This is a genomic window from Halobacillus sp. B29, assembly GCF_052246755.1.
Lineage (GTDB): Bacteria > Bacillota > Bacilli > Bacillales > Halobacillaceae > Halobacillus > Halobacillus halophilus.
In genome coordinates, this window is sequence record NZ_JBQQCM010000013.1 from 38,638 (window position 1) to 59,270 (window position 20,633).

General features: G+C 42.4%; 19 protein-coding genes. 7 read left to right on the plus strand and 12 right to left on the minus strand.

Annotated elements, in window-relative coordinates; translation table 11 throughout:
* Positions 1 to 131: 131 nt before the first annotated feature.
* Positions 132 to 1,610, plus strand: coding sequence for a glucoamylase family protein (locus ACTWP7_RS15925; RefSeq protein WP_443124042.1), 1,479 nt, complete (start codon positions 132 to 134; stop codon positions 1,608 to 1,610).
* Positions 1,611 to 1,726: 116 nt separating this feature from the next.
* Here ACTWP7_RS15925 and ACTWP7_RS15930 read toward each other — a convergent pair whose 3' ends face one another.
* On the minus strand, positions 1,727 to 2,230 hold the full coding sequence (locus ACTWP7_RS15930; protein ID WP_443124043.1) for a DUF1456 family protein: 504 nt from the start codon (positions 2,228 to 2,230) through the stop codon (positions 1,727 to 1,729).
* A 152-nt stretch (positions 2,231 to 2,382) separates the two neighbouring features.
* Positions 2,383 to 4,092 (minus strand): metal ABC transporter solute-binding protein, Zn/Mn family, encoded by a 1,710-nt coding sequence (locus tag ACTWP7_RS15935; protein ID WP_443124044.1) that lies wholly within the window; start codon positions 4,090 to 4,092, stop codon positions 2,383 to 2,385.
* Between the two features lie 361 nt (positions 4,093 to 4,453).
* Between ACTWP7_RS15935 and ACTWP7_RS15940 the strand changes: the two genes are divergently transcribed.
* Together ACTWP7_RS15940 and ACTWP7_RS15945 are read left to right on the plus strand one after the other, a co-directional pair.
* A complete protein-coding gene (locus tag ACTWP7_RS15940; RefSeq protein WP_443124045.1) occupies positions 4,454 to 5,458 on the plus strand; it encodes a permease in 1,005 nt (334 codons plus the stop codon).
* A gap of 15 nt (positions 5,459 to 5,473) precedes the next feature.
* Positions 5,474 to 6,346: a TIGR03943 family putative permease subunit gene (locus tag ACTWP7_RS15945; protein ID WP_443124046.1), complete on the plus strand. Its 873-nt coding sequence runs from the start codon at positions 5,474 to 5,476 to the stop codon at positions 6,344 to 6,346.
* 105 nt (positions 6,347 to 6,451) lie between these two features.
* On the opposite strand, the gene ACTWP7_RS15950 is transcribed toward ACTWP7_RS15945, so the two are convergent.
* From ACTWP7_RS15950 to ACTWP7_RS15970, 5 genes are all read right to left on the minus strand, one after another.
* Entirely contained in the window at positions 6,452 to 7,612 is a 1,161-nt protein-coding gene (locus ACTWP7_RS15950) for an FAD/NAD(P)-binding protein (protein WP_443124047.1), read from the minus strand.
* Positions 7,613 to 7,633: 21 nt separating this feature from the next.
* Positions 7,634 to 7,903: a 30S ribosomal protein S14 gene (rpsN, locus tag ACTWP7_RS15955; RefSeq protein WP_443124048.1), complete on the minus strand. Its 270-nt coding sequence runs from the start codon at positions 7,901 to 7,903 to the stop codon at positions 7,634 to 7,636.
* 176 nt (positions 7,904 to 8,079) lie between these two features.
* Positions 8,080 to 8,451, minus strand: a complete 372-nt coding sequence (locus ACTWP7_RS15960) for a hypothetical protein (RefSeq protein ID WP_443124049.1) — start codon at positions 8,449 to 8,451, stop codon at positions 8,080 to 8,082.
* A gap of 592 nt (positions 8,452 to 9,043) precedes the next feature.
* Positions 9,044 to 9,997: an ABC transporter substrate-binding protein gene (locus ACTWP7_RS15965; protein ID WP_443124050.1), complete on the minus strand. Its 954-nt coding sequence runs from the start codon at positions 9,995 to 9,997 to the stop codon at positions 9,044 to 9,046.
* Between the two features lie 11 nt (positions 9,998 to 10,008).
* Entirely contained in the window at positions 10,009 to 10,692 is a 684-nt protein-coding gene (locus tag ACTWP7_RS15970; RefSeq protein ID WP_443124051.1) for a class I SAM-dependent methyltransferase, read from the minus strand.
* Positions 10,693 to 11,139: 447 nt separating this feature from the next.
* Between ACTWP7_RS15970 and ACTWP7_RS15975 the strand changes: the two genes are divergently transcribed.
* Positions 11,140 to 12,159 carry an ABC transporter substrate-binding protein gene (locus tag ACTWP7_RS15975; protein WP_443124052.1) on the plus strand — a complete coding sequence of 340 codons (1,020 nt, stop codon included), beginning with the start codon at positions 11,140 to 11,142 and terminating at the stop codon, positions 12,157 to 12,159.
* Positions 12,160 to 12,188: 29 nt separating this feature from the next.
* Here ACTWP7_RS15975 and ACTWP7_RS15980 read toward each other — a convergent pair whose 3' ends face one another.
* A complete protein-coding gene (locus ACTWP7_RS15980; RefSeq protein WP_443124053.1) occupies positions 12,189 to 12,950 on the minus strand; it encodes a hypothetical protein in 762 nt (253 codons plus the stop codon).
* 214 nt (positions 12,951 to 13,164) lie between these two features.
* On the opposite strand from ACTWP7_RS15980, the gene ACTWP7_RS15985 reads away from it, so the two are divergent.
* Genes ACTWP7_RS15985 through ACTWP7_RS15995 form a run of 3 tightly spaced genes read left to right on the plus strand, consistent with a single transcriptional unit; the run spans position 13,165 to position 15,996 of the window.
* The gene (locus ACTWP7_RS15985; RefSeq protein WP_443124132.1) at positions 13,165 to 14,148 is read left to right on the plus strand and encodes a FecCD family ABC transporter permease; all 984 of its coding nucleotides are present in this window, start codon (positions 13,165 to 13,167) and stop codon (positions 14,146 to 14,148) included.
* Between the two features lie 41 nt (positions 14,149 to 14,189).
* Positions 14,190 to 15,167 carry a FecCD family ABC transporter permease gene (locus tag ACTWP7_RS15990; protein ID WP_443124133.1) on the plus strand — a complete coding sequence of 326 codons (978 nt, stop codon included), beginning with the start codon at positions 14,190 to 14,192 and terminating at the stop codon, positions 15,165 to 15,167.
* 13 nt (positions 15,168 to 15,180) lie between these two features.
* On the plus strand, positions 15,181 to 15,996 hold the full coding sequence (locus ACTWP7_RS15995; RefSeq protein ID WP_443124054.1) for an ABC transporter ATP-binding protein: 816 nt from the start codon (positions 15,181 to 15,183) through the stop codon (positions 15,994 to 15,996).
* 471 nt (positions 15,997 to 16,467) lie between these two features.
* Here the strand turns inward: ACTWP7_RS15995 and ACTWP7_RS16000 are convergent, their stop codons facing one another.
* From ACTWP7_RS16000 to ACTWP7_RS16015, 4 genes are all read right to left on the minus strand, one after another.
* The gene (locus ACTWP7_RS16000) at positions 16,468 to 17,217 is read right to left on the minus strand and encodes a hypothetical protein (protein WP_443124055.1); all 750 of its coding nucleotides are present in this window, start codon (positions 17,215 to 17,217) and stop codon (positions 16,468 to 16,470) included.
* Positions 17,208 to 18,518 (minus strand): hypothetical protein, encoded by a 1,311-nt coding sequence (locus ACTWP7_RS16005; RefSeq protein WP_443124056.1) that lies wholly within the window; start codon positions 18,516 to 18,518, stop codon positions 17,208 to 17,210. Before ACTWP7_RS16005 ends, ACTWP7_RS16000 begins: the two co-directional genes overlap by 10 nt.
* Before the next feature lie 345 nt (positions 18,519 to 18,863).
* Complete coding sequence (locus ACTWP7_RS16010; protein WP_443124057.1) at positions 18,864 to 19,010, minus strand: hypothetical protein; 147 nt, start codon at positions 19,008 to 19,010, stop codon at positions 18,864 to 18,866.
* Between the two features lie 241 nt (positions 19,011 to 19,251).
* On the minus strand, positions 19,252 to 20,202 hold the full coding sequence (locus ACTWP7_RS16015; RefSeq protein ID WP_443124058.1) for an ATP-dependent 6-phosphofructokinase: 951 nt from the start codon (positions 20,200 to 20,202) through the stop codon (positions 19,252 to 19,254).
* Positions 20,203 to 20,633: the final 431 nt, after the last annotated feature.

Here is a 20,633-nt window from a genome sequence, read left to right on the forward strand (position 1 = left end):
CCTTCTTTTAATGTCCCCGCTACTTTCTAACTATCAGAATATTATCATAATTCATACTTTTTCATTATTTACCTCAAAGTTATGGTACTGTAACCTAGAAATCGAAACGTTTCACTAAATCTTGAAAGGAAGTGGAAGTATTGAAAAAGTATAGCCTATTGTTCCTGGTGCTCATTTTAACCGTCGTTACTGTTTTCCCAGCTTCTTCAATTGCGTCCCCGAAGGGTAAAGAGGTTGCTTTATCCAAACAATTGGAAGCGATTTCAAAGAAAACGTATCGATACTTTGAAGAATTTACAATTGAGGAGACCGGTCTTACATATGATGCGGTTCGATTTGACGGCGATGAAATGAACGCCGACAAACATACCTCTCCCACCAACATCTCCATGTATATGATGAGCACGATCTCAGCCGCAGAAACGGGTTTAATTTCCCACGAAGAATCAAAAGATAGAATTGAGGCTACCCTGAATAGTCTGGAGGATATGAAAAAGTGGAACGGGTTATTTTATAACTGGTATAACTCCTCTGATGGATCGCTTTTCACTGATTGGGGCGAATTCATTTCTACCGTGGACAATGGCTGGCTGTCAGCTGGTTTAATCGTTGTCGGTGAAGCCTACCCTGAACTTTATGACCAATCCAATGAACTTGTCGAGAACATGGATTATTCCAAATTATATACGCCTGAAGTCGGCCAGATGAGAGGCGGTTATGATGTGGCAGCCGAAAGTTACACCGAGCATCACTACGGCGCTTTTTATACAGAACCCCGTGTAGCGAGCTACATTGCCATTGGTAAAGGCGATGTTCCAAAAGAACACTGGTGGAAAATGAACCGCACGATGCCGGACAGCTGGGATTGGCAGCAGCAAACTCCAGAAGGTTATACCACCACTTATGATGGGGTCGAGGTCTTTGAAGGCCACTACAGCTACAACGGTAAAAAATATGTACCAAGCTGGGGCGGCAGCATGTTTGAAGCTCTCATGCCACAGCTCGTCCTTAAAGAAAAAGAACTTGGGGAAGATGCTCTTGGCCTGAATAATCAGCGCCATGCAGAAATCCAAATTGAGCATGCGAAGGAACAAGGCTATGCAGCCTGGGGTGAGTCACCGGCTGCTACACCGGATGGATACTCGGAATTTGCCGCAACCCCTCTAGGAACAGATGGATATAAATCGGATGGAACTGTCACTCCACATGCCACTTTCCTGACCCTGGACTATACACCTATGGAAGCTTTTGAAAATATCCAAGAATTGAAACGTTTCGACACTTACAGTAAATACGGATTCTTAGATTCCGTTAACGTTGAAACCGGCAAAGTAACTAACGCCTACCTCGCCCTTGATCAAGGTATGATTATGGTGTCGATCGCCAACTACTTGCAGGATGGCGTCATTCGAGATTATTTCCATTCCTCAGAGATTGGAAAAGCTCCGGAAGACCTTTTGAAAAAAGAAGAATTTTCTATAAAGAATGATGAAGGTGGAGAACTGCCTGATACTTCTTCCAGCGATCCAATGGGGATGTTCGCAGGTTTAACTGTATCGGCTGCGGCGGGTATTTTCCTTGTATTAAGAAGACAACTTAATAAGGAATAAACCTCTTTATTATTGGAGCCTATACCATAACTAAAAGAATCCCTTCCCTAGCAAAGATACTTAGGGAAGGGATTCTTTTAATGTATATAACTGAAAATAAAATAGCTTCTCTCAAGCTACCCTCTATATTTTTTCGTTAGCCCCTGCAGGAAATTCCGCGCATACTGATCACCGAACTGGCGATAATTCTTATGCCCTTCTTTTCGAAGCAGCGCACTGACTTCCCCTTTCGTAATTTTCACATTTACTTCATCTAAAATATCGATTATATCCTCGGCCGTTAATTTAAGCGCTATTTTCACTTTTTTCAGCATGACGTTATTCACACTGGACTGATTCTTAATCGAACGGTCAGGCTTACTGGGTTGTCCGGGTTTCGGTTCCTGAGGCCCTCGTTTAAAGGTAATTAAACCATTCAAGAACGATTCCAGCATACTGTTTGTACATTTAATGTGATCTTCACTTTCTTCTTCCTCATCGATATCCTCTGATTTGGTGAGCACCTTACCGACTTCTTCGGTTGTGAGATCCTCGCCGCCCAGCCTAAAGATCTCTGCCATATCCTGATCTTTTATATCAAGTGCGTATCTTAATCTTATAACGATATCGTTATTATCCATGTAAAAACCTCCAAATACTAATTCCTCGTTGTACCTAAGCGTTTTACTGATATTCGCCTAGAATGATTTTACCATAAAGGCGGCATGTGCGCAGTCCAGCCAACCAACTAAAAGAAGCTGAAGACCATGAAGTTGGTCTTCAGCTATCTAGATTAGTGCTGCATCATGGCATGAACAATTTCCTCGCCACTCATATCGGATGGATAGTAGGTTGGCCAGTGCGTCACTTCATCTAATAAAGCTTCGCGGTCATCGCCCCAATACAGGTGATAGTGATCAGCATCTGTCGGATCGATACTATGGTCACTAAATTGAATATACTGAGGAAGTCCTTCCTTCTCTTCTTTAAGCTTAAAGATGTACCTTACCCCTCTATTTCCTGCTTCATACTTCAAAATTTCATACCCATCAGACGTGTATTTACCAGATTTTTCATCACCATCTTTATAAAAGGTAACGGTAGCGCCATCAATGACAATTCGGTCTACATCCGTTTTGTAGCCTTCCTCGTAGTATTCTTTATATTCTTCTGCTGTCATGTCCTCGGAATTTTCCGCTTTATGATCATACACTTCATCGAGAGTTCCATCCTGATGGTAAGGATAAACGGACTGCCAGTCTCCTTCCCAATCAGATAATGGACGGTCCTCTACTTGACTGTCTTCAAAATAACCATCATAGATTTTCTGAGCTTCTTCATCATCTCCATGACTATGATCATGGTCATGTTCGCTATCGCTCTGTTCTTCGCTTTCAGAGGAATCGTCTAATGATGAATTAGATAAAGCTTTGGTCAATTGTTCTAAATTTTGCTTCATAAGTGTTAAATATGTCTCTTCATTTTTAATGTCTTCCTCGGTTAATACAGATACGTTGTGAAGACGTAAGGTTTCAGCTCCGATTTCTTTTCTCACAACTTCGGCGACTTTCGGTGTTACATTCTGTTCGAAAAATACATGATTCAAGTTATGCTTCTCAGCTTTTTCGATAATATTTTCCAGTTCTTTTTGTGACGGCTCGTTTGTAGGGCTCAGACCTGACACGGCAATCTGTTCAATTCCATAGGCCTGCTCCCAATATCCATAAGCGGCATGCGAAACAATAAATTTATTCTGAGGTAAATCTTCTAGCTGGCTATGAAACTCCTGATCTAAGCTTTCAAGCTCCCCTTTGAGTTCCTCAAAGTTTTTAGTAAAGGCTTCTTCCTGCTCAGGGTTCAGCTCCACAAGCGTTTCCTTAATGTGTTCAGCCAATTGAACAGAGCTGATCGGGTCGAGCCAGACGTGCGGGTCTTGATCCCCGTGGTTATGTCCTTCGTGAGAACCTTCCTGGTTTTCTTCTCCTTCATGAGCATGTTCATCTTCGTTGCTGCCTTCTTCTCCTTCATGCCCATGCTCTTCTTCATGACTTCCTTCTTCTCCCTCAAGAGTATGCTCACCTTCATGACTGCCTTCTTCTTCATGGTTATGGACGTGTTCTTCTAAGTCGATTCCCTTCGCAGCTTCCAGAATTTTTATATCTTCAGATTTAATAGAATCTGAGATTTGCTTGGCATAAGGTTCTAACCCTGCGCCGTTATAAATAAATGCGTCCGCCTCCGCGATTTCCACCATCTCTTTGGTGGTTGGTTCATACGTATGCGGGTCCGACCCAGGCGGCAGTATAGATTCTACCGAAGCTTGGTCTCCTGCAATTTGCTTAGCAAAATACTGCAGAGGATAAACGGTTGTAAAAATCTTTAACTCCTCGTCAGCACCTTCTTCTTTGGTGCCTTCTTCATTGCTGGTCGCCTCATCATTTGCACACGCAGCTAGAATGATAATAAGTATAACGAGCATGGTTGTACGTAAAATATGTTTCATTATAAATTCCTCCTTCTTTAAACACATGGTCATTCTATCGTAATGGTTACGATTTGTTAATAGTAATCATTACTTTTTAAGAGGTGGTTGTTGTACCTTTACACACGCCAGATGATGACCACTTGAATATGCTTCACCCTCTTGAAAAAAATGGTTCGTTACCACCCTCGTGTTACTAATTAAATGATATTCCTCTCCTTCACCTGTCTTACCTATCCTACATCTTAACCCGCTTTAAAATGTAACCATTACGAATTAATAAATGAAATCTAGCATATAGTAAATCAATAGATTGATATGGATCAGGCGAAGCCAACACACACTGCGTTGGTAATTATCTCTATATATAGGAGGTTCTTAAGTGAAACAAGCATATTCATACCCCATCAAATTCAGCTTTTTCTTGCTAGTCGTCTTTTTCGCTTTATTTGTGTTCGGAGATACGTTCCCTTTTGAAAATGTATTCTCGATACCTACATCCATTTTGGACTTAAACACCATGTTTATCAGTATTGTGTTAGAAGCCATTCCTTTTGTCCTTCTCGGAGTCTTTATATCCTCCATTATCCAGACGTTTCTAAAGGAAGAAACACTGAAAAAATTCATCCCTAAGAACCCTTATTTAGCGCTTTTCCCAGCTGTAACGATAGGAGCGATATTTCCTGTATGTGAATGCGCCATCGTTCCTATCGTGAGACGTCTTATTCAAAAAGGAATGCCACTCCATGTAGGAATGGTCATCCTTGTTTCGGCACCTGTGCTGAACCCGATTGTATTTTTATCCACCTTCTATGCTTTTCAGACCGATCTGACAATTGCCTGGGCGAGGATGGGACTGGCCTTTCTGGTATCTCTGATTATTGGCGGGTTGATTTATTCCTATTTCGGGAACAGCTGGCAGTTAAATAAAAGAACCACGCTTGGGATCACGAAGAGTCATGATCACTTGCACCAGCGCGGAAATAAAATCGCGCAGACGTTCCAGCACGCGAGTGACGAATTTTATGATATGGGAAAATTTCTTATCTTAGGAGCTTTGGTTGCAAGTGTGGTACAGACGTACGTGGCTAGAGAAACGTTATTAGAGATTGGAAGCGGCGTTCTAGCAGGACCTGCCGTCATGATGGGCCTTGCCTACATTTTATCTCTATGCTCAGAAGCCGATGCGTTCGTAGCTTCTTCTTTTAAAGGTCTATTTTCTTCAAGTTCCATTCTGGCCTTTCTCGTCTATGGTCCTATGACCGACTTAAAGAATACCATTTTAATGATGGCTTATTTCAGAAAGCGATTTGTGCTAGCTTTCATTCTAATTGTAACGATCGTGGTTTATACGATAACGATCCTGTTTGACGTATTCTATCTTTAAAAGGAGGCTCCCCCCATGAATCGCCAGGCTCACCAGTTTCTCAGAAGCATTATTCTTTTTGGATTTTTTCTGTTCCTTACTAAGCTGATCCTCTCCGGTGACATTCAGAAATTTATTGCGCCACGGATGATGCCCTACGTCTACTTTGCGTTAATTGTTATTGGCATTCTTGCTGTCGTTCAATATCTTAAAAGCAGCTCTAAGAGTGAAGACCTTAATTGCGGGTGTGACCACAGTCATGACTATTCCACCTCTAAACTCCGGTCATTTATTGTCTACCTTTTGTTCATCGTCCCAATCCTGACAGGGATGATGTTTTCCGACCATATTATTGGAAGCTCAGCGGCTTCTAATAAAGGATTCAAGTATGAGATGCGTTCAGACTCCACGGAGCCAGACACCATAGGAATTTCCTCATCAGAAGATTCGATTTCTGACGTAGCTATAGATGATTCAGCGATCCTGACACCTCAAAAAAGATACCCTGACCTCTACAATGAATTACAGCAGACGGATCAGATCCACCTGAATAATACGAACTACATTGGTGCCATCACATTAATGGAAGACAATATGGAAGGCTATGTGGGGAAAGAAATTATTACTCATGGATTCGTATTTCGTGAGGATTCTACCCCTGCGAATCAATTTGTAGTTGGACGGTTCGGCATCAGCTGCTGTGTTGCCGATGGTGGCGTGTACGGAATTCTTGTCCAGGGTGAAAATCTGGAGCAGTTTAAGAATGACACGTGGGTAGAAATTAAAGGTACTTTACAAAAAGCTGAATACAATGGCTGGGAACTTCCTTTAATTGAACCCCTGGAAATAAAACCGATCGAATTGCCCGATGAACCTTATGTATATGAAGACTTAGAATTTGCCGGATAGACCACTGTAAAAGGTCACATCCTGAAACGGCTGTGACCTTTTCATCTTTTAACTTACAGCCGCTTCCTTCATAGCGCGACAGAAATTGAGCAGGATTGTTTCCTCCTAAGCAGATTGAACAATGCGCTCCGCCGCTTTTCTAGCTCCTGCAATGTTTCTTGCAACAGGACCGATTTCCAGTTCTGCAAGAGCCCCGGCAGCAAATAAACCCTGTTTCCATTCCAATGAAGGCTGCACGATCGGAAAACCGCAAGGGGCACAAGGGAGGTCCAACTGTTCAATCACAGGCTGCAGCCATGATTTCCCGGGACAGTCAGCATTTGCACCTGTTGCGAGCAGCAAGCAATCGCCGCGGAGACTTTCATTCTTCCGCATACCTAGCTCAACTGCTCCATCGAATAGATGAGTCGTATTGATTTCATCTGTATAAATCAACAGGTTGCTTTCTTTCATTTGACGCTTTAATTTCACATGAAGATCCCTCGTAATCGAACCACGATTTCTTGCTTCTTGAATCTTTCTGCGCCGCTCTTTATAGCAATTAACTTTTTCATAGTCTCGAAGATATTTAGGGCCGAGCCACCCGGGATCACTGTCGAAGTCTTCCACCCTGAAAGGATGCCGCTTCACCAGGTGTACAGGCTGATCAGGGTTTCTTTTTGATAATGTATAAGCTGCATGTGCGGCCGTCATGCCCCCGCCCACAATAATAGCCGATTTATTTTCGGGCAGGGATTCTTCCAATTCAAACACGTGATGGACAATGTTCGCGTTTTCGCCTTTCAAAGACAGAGCCCATTCAGGATAGTAGGGAACGTGGTTTGCACCGATCGCAAGCACCACCCGTTCCGCTTGAATCGTGTGGGAGGATGCGACCGCCACCTCCCAGAAGCCCGAATTCCATGAAATCCCTTCTACCTTTCCTTGCTTCCAGCACTGTCTGATCCCCGCTTGATCTATAGCATCCAGGCTATGCTGGTTAAACATATCTAAACGCGGGCGGGCATACTTCCCTCTGAATGGATCCGCATAATCATTTGACTGAGCATATTTGTTTAAGCTGTAAGGATCCGCATCTACGTGATGCACGGATGGAGACCTTAAATAACGCATACCGATTTTTTTGGTTAACGACCACCAAGAGTACATCGGTTCAGGATGAGGATCGATAATTAACAGATCCTCCTTTTCAACCTTTTCTTCAAGAAGACGGGCCGCTACACAGCACCCTTGTATCCCTCCGCCAATAATCACCCATTTGTACATAAAAAAAGCCCCTTTTTTTCCTTACCAGCTTGATTTTTTCACTCCTGGAATCTGCCCTTTATGAGCATAGTGTCTGAAGGCGATCCGGGACATTTTGAACTTCCGCATATAGCCGCGAGGTCTTCCTGTTACTTCACATCTTCCGGTTAAACGAGTGGGGGATGAATCACGTGGAAGCTTTCTAAGGGCTTCATAATCTCCTTTCGCTTTTAGCTCCTTTCGAAGTTCCGCGTATTTATCTACCATTGCCTGTCGTTTCTTTTCTTTTGCTACTTTAGATTTTTTAGCCATGGGTATTCACCTTTCCTTTTAAAATAAAAATTTATAAATAAAAATTGCTTCCTTTACTTTCACAAACGTCACTGGTCGTTGTACTCACTTGCCCTGTCTATTCTGGCGCCAGCACGCCTGCATAAATAGTAATTATTACTATTTAAAATCGACAAAAATTTTTCGTTCTTTCTTACTCATGCTTTAAAGTCTTGTGGAATAGAAACATAAAACAGCTTCCTGCTCTTATCTATACCTCCCCTATTATTAATTAGTTCCGTACAGTCCTTCCATTGAACATCCTTCAGCATCGGTTCAAGCTGATGAGCGATTTTATCATCCACCTGCTTCAGCGTTTGCAGAAGTTCAAAGAGCGTCATACCAAAGGCTTGAGCGGCAAGCTTATGAGGAGAATCAACGTGGAGCCTGTTCATAAACTCGACCGGAGTAGCTACTTCTTCAGCAATTTGATCTTCCATTTGAATCACATAGTTATAGATCGCTTTTTCTTCTTCCGGAAAAGAATTTATGATCTTCTCTGTAAGGAGTTTTATTAAATAATCACTCATGGGCTCACCTCAGAAATCACGGAATCTAGTCCTTAAATAAAAAGCTGAAAATCAAACCGAAAAACAAATAGTAATGATTACTATTTATTGCTATATCAAATAATGTATCACTTAATTTCGTGATTAACAAGAGAAAGTTATATATTAATTAAAACGTCCAGATAAAAAGCATTACGTGAGAATAAGTTTTAGGAACATTTCGTGAAGTAAGAAACATCCTAAGACAACCCACATATTTTCTGAACTAATCTCTTATGGTATAAGAGATCCAATTAAAAACAACTGCCTTTCCTGTTTCCTTACGGGAAAGACTAAAGGAGATTAAGTGATAGAATTTACAAACGAAGCACATAGATCGAGATCAGTTCCCGGCCTTAGCCGAAGAGTATTAAGTTTTGGGCATTCCTAGTCTGCTTGTATTTAAAGATGGTAAAAAATCGGGCATCTCCATAGTACAGACGCGAAAATACTTGAAGAAACCAATGAATTTCTATCGAATTACTTCAAACAAACGTTAAATAGTCTTACACAGGGAATTTATATACAAAAAGTGCCCGGTATCTCTTCACGCAGAGATACCGGGCTTTACATGTCAGTCATTTAAATGTTCATCAACTATTTCGATAGCTTCCATATTACCTAGCGGCGCATACCCACTAACCCATGGAGAAAAGCCGACGGAGTAAACCTGATCCTCTTGCACAGCCGTAAGTTCCTGGAAAATGCTGTACTGTTGGATCTCTTCGTATTTATCTTCCGCGTTCTCATCCACTAGTAGAAAGATATGATCCGGATCCGCTTCAGGAAGAGCCTCAATAGATACAGCTTCTGCCCATTTATCAAGAGGTACAATCTCTGCCGGAGTCAGTCCTAAATCGTCATAAAGAATAGAGCCGGCGTTTCGAGTGCCCCCGTAAACACGGACCTCTTTTTCACGGATACGGATAAAAGCAACCGTTTCATCCCCTACAGACTCTTCTAATGAAGCTTCCACTTGATCAGCTTTTTCATTGTATTCAGCTAAGAATTCGTCAGCCGCTTCTTCTTTATCCAGAATCGAAGAGATAAACTTTAAATTTTCCTGAAATGTTTGGCTTGGATCCACTAATACGGTAGGAGCAATCGCCTGCAATTGATCATAGGCTTCATCATGCTGCCCGCCAAAACCTAAAATTAAGTCTGGCGAGAGCTCTGTTATCGATTCAAGGTTCGGTTCATTCGTTCCACCAATTACTTCAACATCTTCTGCTTTATCTTCTAAATAAGAAACGAATCCATCCTGATGGGCGGCAGACCCCACCGGCGTCACCCCTAGTGCTAAAGTATGGTCAAGCAACGGTTCAGCAAGGACCACAACCTTTTCAGGAACTCCTTCAATCTCAGTTTCACCTGCCGCGTGTTCGAACGTCTCTACCTGTGTTGACTCCTCCGATTCACTATTCTCCTGCGTTTGTTTTTCTTCATTACTGCCGTTGCCACAAGCTGCTAAAAAGAATAGCAGCAAACTTCCTACTATAATACTTATGCTTTTCTTGTACGTTAACATTTGCAATCCTCCTACTGCTTTTCTCCGGTGATGATACAGAATGGTACATCACGCTTTTTGTTTTCAATATTGTGTAATGGCGTAATATCTATGTTTACTAACCCAGCCGCTTCCAGCAACGCTTTAATCTGAGCAGCCGTCGCATGTCGGAATGGTAGATTCGTAAAACTTTCATAGTATTCCTTCGTGAAAATTTCATCATTTTCTCTTGCCGTTGGGTCCTCCGGTATCGGAGTTTCATAGTCATTGGCTATAATGTATAGTTTTCCCTGGGGCCTCAAAACGCGCGCCCATTGATAAACCCCCCGGCCCGGATTTGGTAAAGTCCAAAGATTTAAACGATTGACCACTAAATCAAAACTTTCATCTTCAAATGGAAGGTCTTCCGCATCCCCTTGTATAAATTCACAATCAATCCCTGCTTTTTCTCCATTTTCCTTTGCAATAGCAAGCATTGATTCTGAAAGGTCTAAACCTGTCGTATGATGACCAAGCTTTCCAAATAATAGCGCCATAATCCCCGGGCCTGTCCCGACATCCAAAACGTTTAACTTCGGTTCATTAGGGACAAGATTTTGAATTAATTCCAGCCACTTATCATATTGATCGATTCCTTGATTACGAAGGCCCTTTGCATAATGCTCCGCCCCGACTTCCCATCGTTTAGCCAGAATTCCTTTAACGTTTGTTTCCATTCTATTTCCTCCAATAAAAGATAATGATAATCATTATCAGTGTATGGTTGTGAAAAACTAATGTCAATGTACAAATCTGGAATTCAATCAGATTTAAACCATGACATTCAGCGTTTTAAATGGTTTGGCTTTTTTTGAATATATACAGTCATCACGAAACTCCAAGCGTTCAACTAAGTATTTGGAAAATACCTTATTCTTCTGATGTTGGATCATACTCCCACTCAATTGGGCCCTGCCTCATGAAAAATGAGCCTCTCCCCTCTCCCATTCTTTAACTAACGTTATGGAATCGAGTCTCACAAAATCCTTCTCTATCAGCTTATAAAAAACACCTACATTATTTAACACATTAAAAAAATAAACGATTCTTTGAACAAGTATTGATTTATTAATTGAAAATGGTTATCATTATCACTGATTAAACTCAAAGGAGGAAATTGCATCATGAAAATACGTACTTATCTTATCTTCGCTTTGCTTGCAGGTGTTCTGCTGCTTGTTGGCTGCTCAGATACTGAAGGATCCACAGACTCAGAGGAAAATAACACGGAAAACACAGAGCAAGCTTCTGAGACAGAATCGAACGACTCGAATTCAGAACAAGAAACGGAAGCAAAAACCATATCACACCTAAAAGGTGAAACCGAAATTCCAGAAAACGTGGAGAAAGTCGTGGCGCTGCGCCCGAGTTATTTTGACCATCTTTTAACGATTGGCGTTAAACCAGCTGGCGTTACTGCGCAGGCTCAATATGGTGGAGATTACATACCTTATCTATCCGATCAGCTCGAAGGAGCCGAAATTGTTGGTTCAGCCTCTGAAGTTAACTTGGAAAAAATTCTGGAGATTAACCCGGATATTATTCTTGTAGATGATTACACAGCTTCTGAAGTTTATGAAGACTTAGAGAAAATTGCTCCTACCATAGTTTTAGGCGCATCATCTGATGAAGAGCGAAATGACCCTGACTTTTGGCAGCAGGACCTAATGAAGATTGCAAAGATCTTTGACAAAGAAGATGTGGCCGAAGAAAAAATTGCTGAACTGGAAGAAAAAGTAGCATCAGCCAATGAAACCATCTCAAACATGGAAAATAACAAACTAGCATTCCTTCGTATTCGTGAAAAAGTTATTCAAATTTACCCTGAAACTACCCACCCAATGGTCTCCTTGTTATACAACGACCTTGGTTTTGAACCATCTGCCTTAACCGACCCAGAAGAACGCGGGGATCTATCCATGGAAGTTATTCCAGAAATGGGCGCCGATCATATCTTCCTGCAAGTAGACTCTTCTGGAGGACCTGAAAACTACTCCTCTATTCAGGACAGTAATTTGTGGAAAGACCTAGAAGCAGTTGAAAATGAGAACGTATTGAAAACGGACTTCTGGATTTATAAAGCATGGGGAGCTATTGGCCGTACACAAATGGTTGAAGAAGCCATGGAGTATGTAAAACAGTAATAAAAAAAGGCTAAACTTTTTAGTAGAGTTTAGCCTTCTCTTTTTGCTTGCGACTTGAAAAGATGCGGACACGTTCCGCAGCAATGGTCTAGATCCCGGTCGTGCAATAAGTAAGAAAGGCAGCAGTGCTTACGAATATAGAATGGATCGCCTTCCTCAGGGTGATGCCGTTCGAATGTGAAGGCTAATGGGTTATTTTCTTCCTTATCCAATAACTCATTTGTGGTGAAAAGATGGAAGTAATCGTCAATCGTTTGGTCATCGGCAAGCTCCTTCCGCTTCATTAATAAGCGGCGCTGAAACAGGTTATGAGCAACAAACGAATGAAGGTGGTCAGCTTTGCAGCGAGCGGCCTTGGCAACCGCGTTAAAGAAAGGTTCTAAGTGACTTTTTAAAAACGTGCGAATAAGAGCATGAATCTGCTCAGTGCTTAAATCAGAAACTTCTTTCACGGCTTTTTCTTCAATAAAGTAACGGTTGGGTTCTCCCTCTTCGAGCTTAATTCCGATTAAGTGAGGTGATGTATCAATCAAGATACCTCTTCTTATAAGAAGCGAAAATATGCCCATACCTAATACGGAGTATCGTTTACCGAGCAGTGTTCCAACAATTGTAGAATTTTCTGTTCCTCGATGAGGTTTTTGCATTTCTATGAAATTTTTGGCATGTTGTTCGTTCTCGATGATGTCACTTATTCTAAAATCTATTTTATCGTCAAAATCCGATTCGATATGAATGAATGCATTTTGAGCCAAGTAATCATAAAGTTGTTTTCTATCTTCTGTAATCATAGGTAACCTCCTGACTCAGTCTATGTTATAGTGATTATGATAATCATTTTCAATTATAAATGCTAGTTGTGGAAAAAACAATTACAGTTTCCGCAAGCGGTGACAAGAATTAAAGGTGGAGAGAAACATGGCAATACCAAAGGAAGGAATATCGAAAGTTCCTAGAAATCCTAGAAAACAATCGAATCAAAGAGAATATAAAAGCCGCCCTATTATGGCTACGCTCATCCTTATCGTCGGGACGGCACTGATGCTCATAAGTATCGGTTTTTCAGTTATGCTGGGCGCTGCAGATATCAGCTTATCTACCGTCTGGAACGGGGTTTTCCATTACAACCCGGACCTTACCTCTCACCAGATTATCCAGGAATTGCGGATGCCAAGGGCGTTGGTAGCCGCAATCGTTGGGGCATTTCTAGCCGTTTCCGGCGCGATCATGCAAGGGATGACGCGAAACCCGCTTGCCTCCCCTTCCATTATGGGCGTTACGGACGGCTCTGCTTTAATGATCGCAGTAGCCTTTGCTTTCTTCCCTGGCACCTCGCACATTGGACTCATGATCTTTTCCTTCATTGGAGCGGGGCTTGCAGCTGGAGTGGTTTTCCTGATAGGTTCATTCTCTAAAGGCGGCCTCTCCCCTGTCAAACTCGCGCTCGCCGGTACCGCTGTCGGAGCGTTATTAAGCGCATTTTCTTCAGGTATTGCGATTCATTTTGAAGTCGCTCAGGATATGAGCTTCTGGTACGCAGGAGGTGTCGCTGGCACGCAGTGGATTCAAGTACAGTTTATTCTGCCGGTTGTCATTATTGGCGGAGTGATCGCTTTATTCATTGCACGATCGGTCACCGTACTCAGCCTTGGAGAGCGTGTAGCAAAAGGACTGGGCCAGAGGACGACTATGGTGAAAGTTCTTGGGACAATTGTTGTTCTTCTCATGACAGGCGCGGCAGTATCCGTAGCAGGAAGTGTCGGGTTTGTAGGTTTGGTCATTCCGCATATTACACGTTTCCTTGTCGGACTTGATTACAAATGGATTCTCCCTTGTTCAGCAATCTTAGGCAGTTTACTACTCGTACTCGCTGACATTGGTGCACGCATGGTGAATCCACCTTACGAGACCCCCATTGGTGCAATCACAGCCATGGTTGGTGTTCCATTCTTCCTCTATTTAGCACGACGTGAAGGGAGAGGATTTTAATGGATTGGATTCAAAGAAGAAATAGAAGATCCTTTTGGACGATGGGATTATTAGCTGTATTCATCATCATCACTTTGTTAGTGAGTCTCCATACGGGGGTGATTCAAATTGGTCCTTTAGATGTACTCAGGACCACACTTGGATTCGGTACAGAACGTCAGGAGCTTGTTTTATTTGACTTCAGACTTCCGAGGCTTGTAATAGCTATTTTAGTAGGAGCAGGACTTGCCGTTTCAGGAGCCATCTTACAGGGCGTTTCTCAAAATGGTTTAGCAGACCCGGGTATTCTTGGAATTAACGCAGGTGCAGGATTTGCTGTTGTTCTTTATATTTATTTTTCCCAGGGAGCAGGCTCCTCGCTTGGAACCTTATCCATTTTCATTATGCCCTTTATGGCCTTGATTGGTGCAGCAACGGCAGCTTTTCTAATCTATCTGTTAGCTTGGAAAAACGGAGTCACACCAGTTCGACTGATTCTGGTTGGAATTGGAATAAACGCTGCATTTGGCGCGGTGCTCATCGTTTTTCAACTGAAAATGAATCCACGCGATTTTATGCAGGCGACGATCTGGCTTTCGGGCAGTATATGGGGAACGAATTGGAAGTATGTGCTCGCGACTTTACCGTGGATCGTGCTGTTAGTTCCTTTTGCCATATACAAAGCCAGGTTCTTAAATGTCTTAAACCTGGGTGACCGGCTCGCCACAGGTCTTGGTACGAGAGTGGAATGGGAGCGACGGATCCTGTTACTCGTGGCCGTAGGATTGGCAGGAGCAAGCGTAGCGGTAGCCGGAAGCATCGCTTTCCTAGGACTTGTAGCGCCCCACCTTGCGCGAAGATTGATCGGGCCAAAACACGAAATGCTGCTTCCTACCTCCGCTCTTATTGGTGCACTGCTTCTGCTTATAGCTGACATGATCGGACGCAACTTATTAGCCCCTTCCGAGATTCCCGTAGGTATTGTTGTTTCAGCTCTTGGCGCTCCCTACTTTATCTACCTGCTGATGAAAACGAACTAAAGGAGGAACACATATGGCGTCACTATCAACCGAGCAATTGAAAATTGGATACGGAGAAGTGACGGTCGTCGATGATTTAGACCTTCACTTACCCGAGGGAAAAATAACGACCATCATTGGACCGAATGGATGCGGGAAATCGACGATTCTTCAAACGATGTCGCGTCTGATAAAACCCAAAAAGGGATCCGTCTATTTAGATGGAAAAGCGATTCACAAAGCGTCAACGAGAGAGATTGCGACAAAAATGGCTGTCCTTCCGCAAACCCCGGAAGCTCCCAGTGGTCTCACGGTTTATGAACTGGTAACCTATGGCCGCTTCCCACATCAACGGGGATTCGGCCGCCTTACAGATGATGATCGTGACTTGATTGAGTGGGCACTTGAGGTGACAGGCATAGCCGATTTTGCGGAAAGACCCATCGATTCCCTCTCTGGAGGACAGCGGCAAAAAGTATGGATTGCCATGGCGTTAGCTCAAGAGACTGAGTTGCTGCTGCTGGATGAACCGACGACATATTTAGACCTCGCTCACCAACTGGAAGTTTTGCAATTACTCGACCGATTAAACCGGGAGGAAAATCGTACAATTGCCATGGTACTTCATGACTTAAATCATGCTTCCCGTTTCGCCGACCATATGGTGGCTATTAAGAACGGGAGAATCGTTCAAGAGGGCGAGTCTAAAGACGTTATGACAAAAGAAGTATTAGGTGAAGTGTTTCAAATTGATGCTCAACTCGCTAAGGATCCCCAAACCGGACGTCCCGCGCTTTTGACCTACAATCTTTTAAAGGATGCTCAAGTAGAATCTCACGTTTCTGTTTAATCAATGCTTTTTTCCAGTTAGATGGGCTCCTGTATTAGGAGCCCTTAAAAATTTAATAGAATAGTAAAACGAAACAATTGATTTCCTGAATAAAAATCTCACTTTAGTGGATGTAAGCGTATATTCGCACCCCATTCTATGACAACCATCAAGAGCGTTAAAATAGATTATAAGAAGTCTCTTTTTAACATTTCCTACCTAACAAATAAAGGGATATGTGGTTGTGATTCAAAAATAGTTTGCACCTATTCTTTTAGCTCATGTTTACCTGCCCTCCGATATTACTATTAAGAGTTGGAAACAAAACAGGAGACAACTAAAAGTCTGTCTCTCCTATAAGTTGTAAAAGTTATATTTAACCACCTCAAAATCTAATGGTCCTTAGTAGAAAATACTTTAAAAAACAAAAAAGCAAAGCCTCTTTGATACACTACGAAGCTTTGCTAAACGGCTCGATCCAGTTTTCCTTTATTAAAACTGAACGCCACATTCCCCAATCGAAGTAATCGGACTCATTCGAGCAGTAAACGTTGTTGAGAACGTATGCCCCATGTTGTCATTCGCCGTAACCGTCCATGTTCCTATATTTCCTGCTCCAATAGACACCTCAATTAATACTTCAAACAAACCTTGGAACAAATTACCGGTTCCTAAAGCCGTTCCTCGCACCCTGGCAAAGGTATCGTTAATGCAATCAATTTCTATTCTTCGCCCTTGAATAAAGTTTATGGTCGTTCCACCGGAGCGAAACGTTACATTAAAGTTGTCAACAGCTGGATTACAGTTAGGACTGGCAGTAAAGCATTGAACCGCTGTCACATTAATCCTGCCTCGCAAGGTCGATTCCATTCCTTGATTCGTAATATCTACATTTGCATGCGCCCGGTTTCCCTGAACGCCGATCCTGAATTTACAAGGACATTCTACAATTGGACACTCCGCTTGTGTTCCTACATGAACTTCAAGAATGTCCCCTTCTACTTCTGTTGTCGCATTTACATCAATAGATACAAGTGGGGTTCCGGGAAGAACCGTTACAGTTGTAGAAAAATCTCCATTTACATCTGAAATAGCCGGATTCGGGTCATAAAATACCACATCTTCCGGAAAGTCACTAAAGAAGATTTCCGCTCCCTGCACAGGAATTCCTCCACAATTTACATTCCCAGTAATGACTGCATCACAAGTGATCAGTTGAGGTACATTAATAGTTAAGGACATGGGTCTTCACACTCCACGAGGACTTCTACTGAAGCTGAAATCATTTGACCTTCTACAGTAGTTGAAGCTGTAATGGTAACAAGAGTAGACGCTGTTCCATCTGCCACCGTCACACCCGCGAAATAGTTACCATGTGCACCAGTTAAAACCGGATTTGGATCAAAGGTGACCGCAAGGTTATCACTTTCCAATAATACCTCAGCTCCTTCAATAACTCTTCCATCACATCGTACCCTTCCGTCCACAAAACCATCACAAAAGATTTCTTCTGCTGAAAACAACTCAATGATACATGGGTCAGCCAAGCATTGAATAATCGTTGGCAAAGATGTTGCAACCATTTGGCCATCCACCATAGTTTCAGCTGTAATCACGACATCTGTTGGTTCTGTCACGGCTGGGACAATAGCTTCTACTTCAAAATTGCCGAACTCATCTGTGAAAACAGGATCCGGCATAAATTCCACCATAGCCCCTTCAGCACGGAAGGTCACTTCTGCTCCTTCTACAGGATCGATGTCACCACAGATCACCTTACCACTAAGGAATCGATCACAAAGAATATCTGCCGGAACAAACAGATGGATGTCACATGGAGAACAGTTAAATTCTACGTCACCAGCAGGAATCGTCCTTTTAAAATCGCTTTGCTGAACAATCCAATCATATACTCTCGTCACCGATAGACAAGCCACCTCTTGCAGCTGCGCTGGAGCTGGTGAAGTCGTTGATGTTCTAGATTCCTTTTCCGACGTTTCGTTTGATGGATCCTCTAAGTCTAATATTTCGCCAGGGAAAATAACTGGACACTGATTTGGCATTGTAAAAGAACAACGATCAGGAATGATTACGTCCCTTGGCGAACAAAAACCAATCTCCTGTTCAACCACCACATCTGCGACGATTTGAATGCTCTGGCAAATTGCAAAATTTATATCCAAAGATTCAAAAGCTCCGTCAAGACAATTCACACATGCTTGACAATCGAAATCCGTCACGTTGCAAACCACATCTGTACCTGCAGGTGCGCACAGGATTACAAACTCAAAAAAGCAAAACGGAATGGGTTCAGACACACATAAAGTATCTTCATCCTCCACTTCCACTACAACATATCCTTGTTTACGGATCGTTACCCTTTGAAGAATGACTTGTTCTCCATCAGGTAATTGAACAGACATATCTTCCCGATTCCCTTGTTCTTCGCAACTGATTTCATCAACAGGGCTGCCTGCTGCATCGGTTAAATAGCAACGTACAAAACCATTATTCGCTAATAACTCACATAAATCCGGATTCACAACTTTCCCTACTCCTTTCTAAAAGAAATTCAACTAAAACCTTTTCTCACCGAACCTGCTCCAATCAAACATATAAGTAGTGCACAGCGCGGCAAAGTCTTTTTGACGCAAAGGTTATAGTATTGTATGAGTTTGTTTTAATACAAGTTACGTAAAACCGGTAAAACAAAGAACAATATGTTTAAATGTGCTTTTATCTAACTCTAACGTCATTCAAACTTTGTGCGCAGATCGCTGCTTCCAATCCCTTTGAATGCATATAAATATCATGGCCTTACGTTTACGAACATACAAAAAGCCAATATGCCCTTCTTGGACATATTGGCTTTCTTATAAGCTATGTTCTTAGCACCAGCCTAAATCGCAGTCCTTCACATAACCTTCTTCTTGTTCTGTTTTATTATTTTTTGGAGGTAAGGAATGAATGGTTGTTCTATTTTGGATAGGATTATAATTCTTCTTCGTAACTTTGGATAAAATCCACTCGATCATACGAACACCTCTTTACGAACGAATTATCTCCTCTTTGAGAAGATTTATTCAATGTAACATCTATGTATCTGGATATCTACATATGTGCTTCCATGTAACCTGACTTACCATAAGGAGAATGATAGCCATAGCCGGCCTGCCCCGCTCCCCCTCGTAATCAGAAGTATGCAAAGTCCCTGAAACCTTTTATACGTGAATGGAAAAAGTTGCTCTTTTTTCTGCACATTCCTATATCCAGCAATCAGGATAACTTTTTAAACAACTGGTACATACTTTCGTCCATTTGAGCCTTATGAGAAGGAAGCTCATCTAAGTCATAACTCACCAATTCATTCTGCTTGATTCCAACCATTTTACTTTGTTCATTATTCAACAGTAATTCGATGGCCAACACTCCCAGCCGGCTGGCTAAAATTCGATCGATTCCTGTGGGCGCGCCCCCTCGCTGGGTATCGCCTAAAGCGATCAAACGGGACTCCACTCCTGCCTCCTCTTTCAATTGGCGTTTGAAATCCTCTCCATTTATACTCCCTTCCGCAATCACGATAATGCTGTATCTTTTCTCATCTCCAGCCTTAATCTGTTGAATAATATGAGCTGCATCCTCTTTCCAGCCAGGAATTAATATTTTCTCTGCGCCGCCTGCCAGTCCAGCGTAATACGCTATATTTCCCGCATCCTCCCCCGCTACTTCAACAATGGAGGTTTTCTCGTGAGACGATGCGGTGTCCCGAATTCGATCTATGTAATGGATAATGTTGTTGAGGGCAGTATGGAAACCTATGGTGTAATCCACCCCTGGAATATTACTTTCAATGGTGGCAGGTATGACAATACATGGGAAGTGGTGCTTCCTGAAAGCCTGGGCGGTTTTTAAAGCCTCTCTACCGCCAATAATTACAAGTGCTTCTATATTTTCATTTTTCAAGTTACCGATTCCTCTTTGCAGACCTTCCTCTGTATAAATTTCTTCACTTATAGAAGACTGCAGGATGGTCCCACCCCGTTGCATGATCGAACCAACCGACTTCTCATTCATTTCCTGGAATAGTTCATGAATCACACCATACGACCCATGCTGTACTCCCACCATTTCTATGCCATGATAGATAGCCGATCTTACGACTGCACGGATGGCAGCATTCATGCCTGGAGCATCTTCTCCACTCGTTAATACACCGATTTTCTTCATTATAGTTGCCCTCCTTGTTTATGGATCATTCTAGTTATCTTTTGTTAATAGGCGCATTTAAGCCCTCATGATGGATGTATAGATACGAATCTCAGGAGGGACCCATGACGGAAACGCTTATATTTTCTTGCCCTGAAGTTATAAAATTAAAAAACGCCCCCAAAAATATAGCAGATTTATTAATAATTGGATGATTTTATTGGTAATGCTATTTAAACACATTTCACTTCATAAATGAACTATAAGATAGACTGGATAGCAGTGCTACACCTCCATCCACATGGATCTCCTCGTCCATCTATTCAGTGCGAATGGATAACTTAGAGTTACGATGTCCTGCCCCCGACTGTGTTAAAGCTTCAGCAGGTCAGGGTCAGGCGCCCCATATACCGATGGTTCCTCTTACTAAACTTCGCTTCACCAATCTGCAG

Excerpts from the sequence above, each read along its gene's own strand:
- ACTWP7_RS15985 (WP_443124132.1), top strand. The coding sequence starts at position 13,165 with ATGGCTACGCTCATCCTTATCGTCGGGACGGCACTGATGCTCATAAGT.
- ACTWP7_RS16000 (WP_443124055.1), bottom strand. The coding sequence starts at position 17,217 with ATGTCCTTAACTATTAATGTACCTCAACTGATCACTTGTGATGCAGTC.
- ACTWP7_RS15995 (WP_443124054.1), top strand. The coding sequence starts at position 15,181 with ATGGCGTCACTATCAACCGAGCAATTGAAAATTGGATACGGAGAAGTG.
- rpsN (WP_443124048.1), bottom strand. The coding sequence starts at position 7,903 with ATGGCTAAAAAATCTAAAGTAGCAAAAGAAAAGAAACGACAGGCAATG.
- ACTWP7_RS15980 (WP_443124053.1), bottom strand. The coding sequence starts at position 12,950 with ATGATTACAGAAGATAGAAAACAACTTTATGATTACTTGGCTCAAAAT.
- ACTWP7_RS15965 (WP_443124050.1), bottom strand. The coding sequence starts at position 9,997 with ATGTTAACGTACAAGAAAAGCATAAGTATTATAGTAGGAAGTTTGCTG.
- ACTWP7_RS16015 (WP_443124058.1), bottom strand. The coding sequence starts at position 20,202 with ATGAAGAAAATCGGTGTATTAACGAGTGGAGAAGATGCTCCAGGCATG.
- ACTWP7_RS16010 (WP_443124057.1), bottom strand. The coding sequence starts at position 19,010 with ATGATCGAGTGGATTTTATCCAAAGTTACGAAGAAGAATTATAATCCT.
- ACTWP7_RS15975 (WP_443124052.1), top strand. The coding sequence starts at position 11,140 with ATGAAAATACGTACTTATCTTATCTTCGCTTTGCTTGCAGGTGTTCTG.
- ACTWP7_RS15935 (WP_443124044.1), bottom strand. The coding sequence starts at position 4,092 with ATGAAACATATTTTACGTACAACCATGCTCGTTATACTTATTATCATT.
- ACTWP7_RS15950 (WP_443124047.1), bottom strand. The coding sequence starts at position 7,612 with ATGTACAAATGGGTGATTATTGGCGGAGGGATACAAGGGTGCTGTGTA.
- ACTWP7_RS15990 (WP_443124133.1), top strand. The coding sequence starts at position 14,190 with ATGGGATTATTAGCTGTATTCATCATCATCACTTTGTTAGTGAGTCTC.
- ACTWP7_RS15960 (WP_443124049.1), bottom strand. The coding sequence starts at position 8,451 with ATGAGTGATTATTTAATAAAACTCCTTACAGAGAAGATCATAAATTCT.
- ACTWP7_RS15970 (WP_443124051.1), bottom strand. The coding sequence starts at position 10,692 with ATGGAAACAAACGTTAAAGGAATTCTGGCTAAACGATGGGAAGTCGGG.
- ACTWP7_RS15945 (WP_443124046.1), top strand. The coding sequence starts at position 5,474 with ATGAATCGCCAGGCTCACCAGTTTCTCAGAAGCATTATTCTTTTTGGA.
- ACTWP7_RS15930 (WP_443124043.1), bottom strand. The coding sequence starts at position 2,230 with ATGGATAATAACGATATCGTTATAAGATTAAGATACGCACTTGATATA.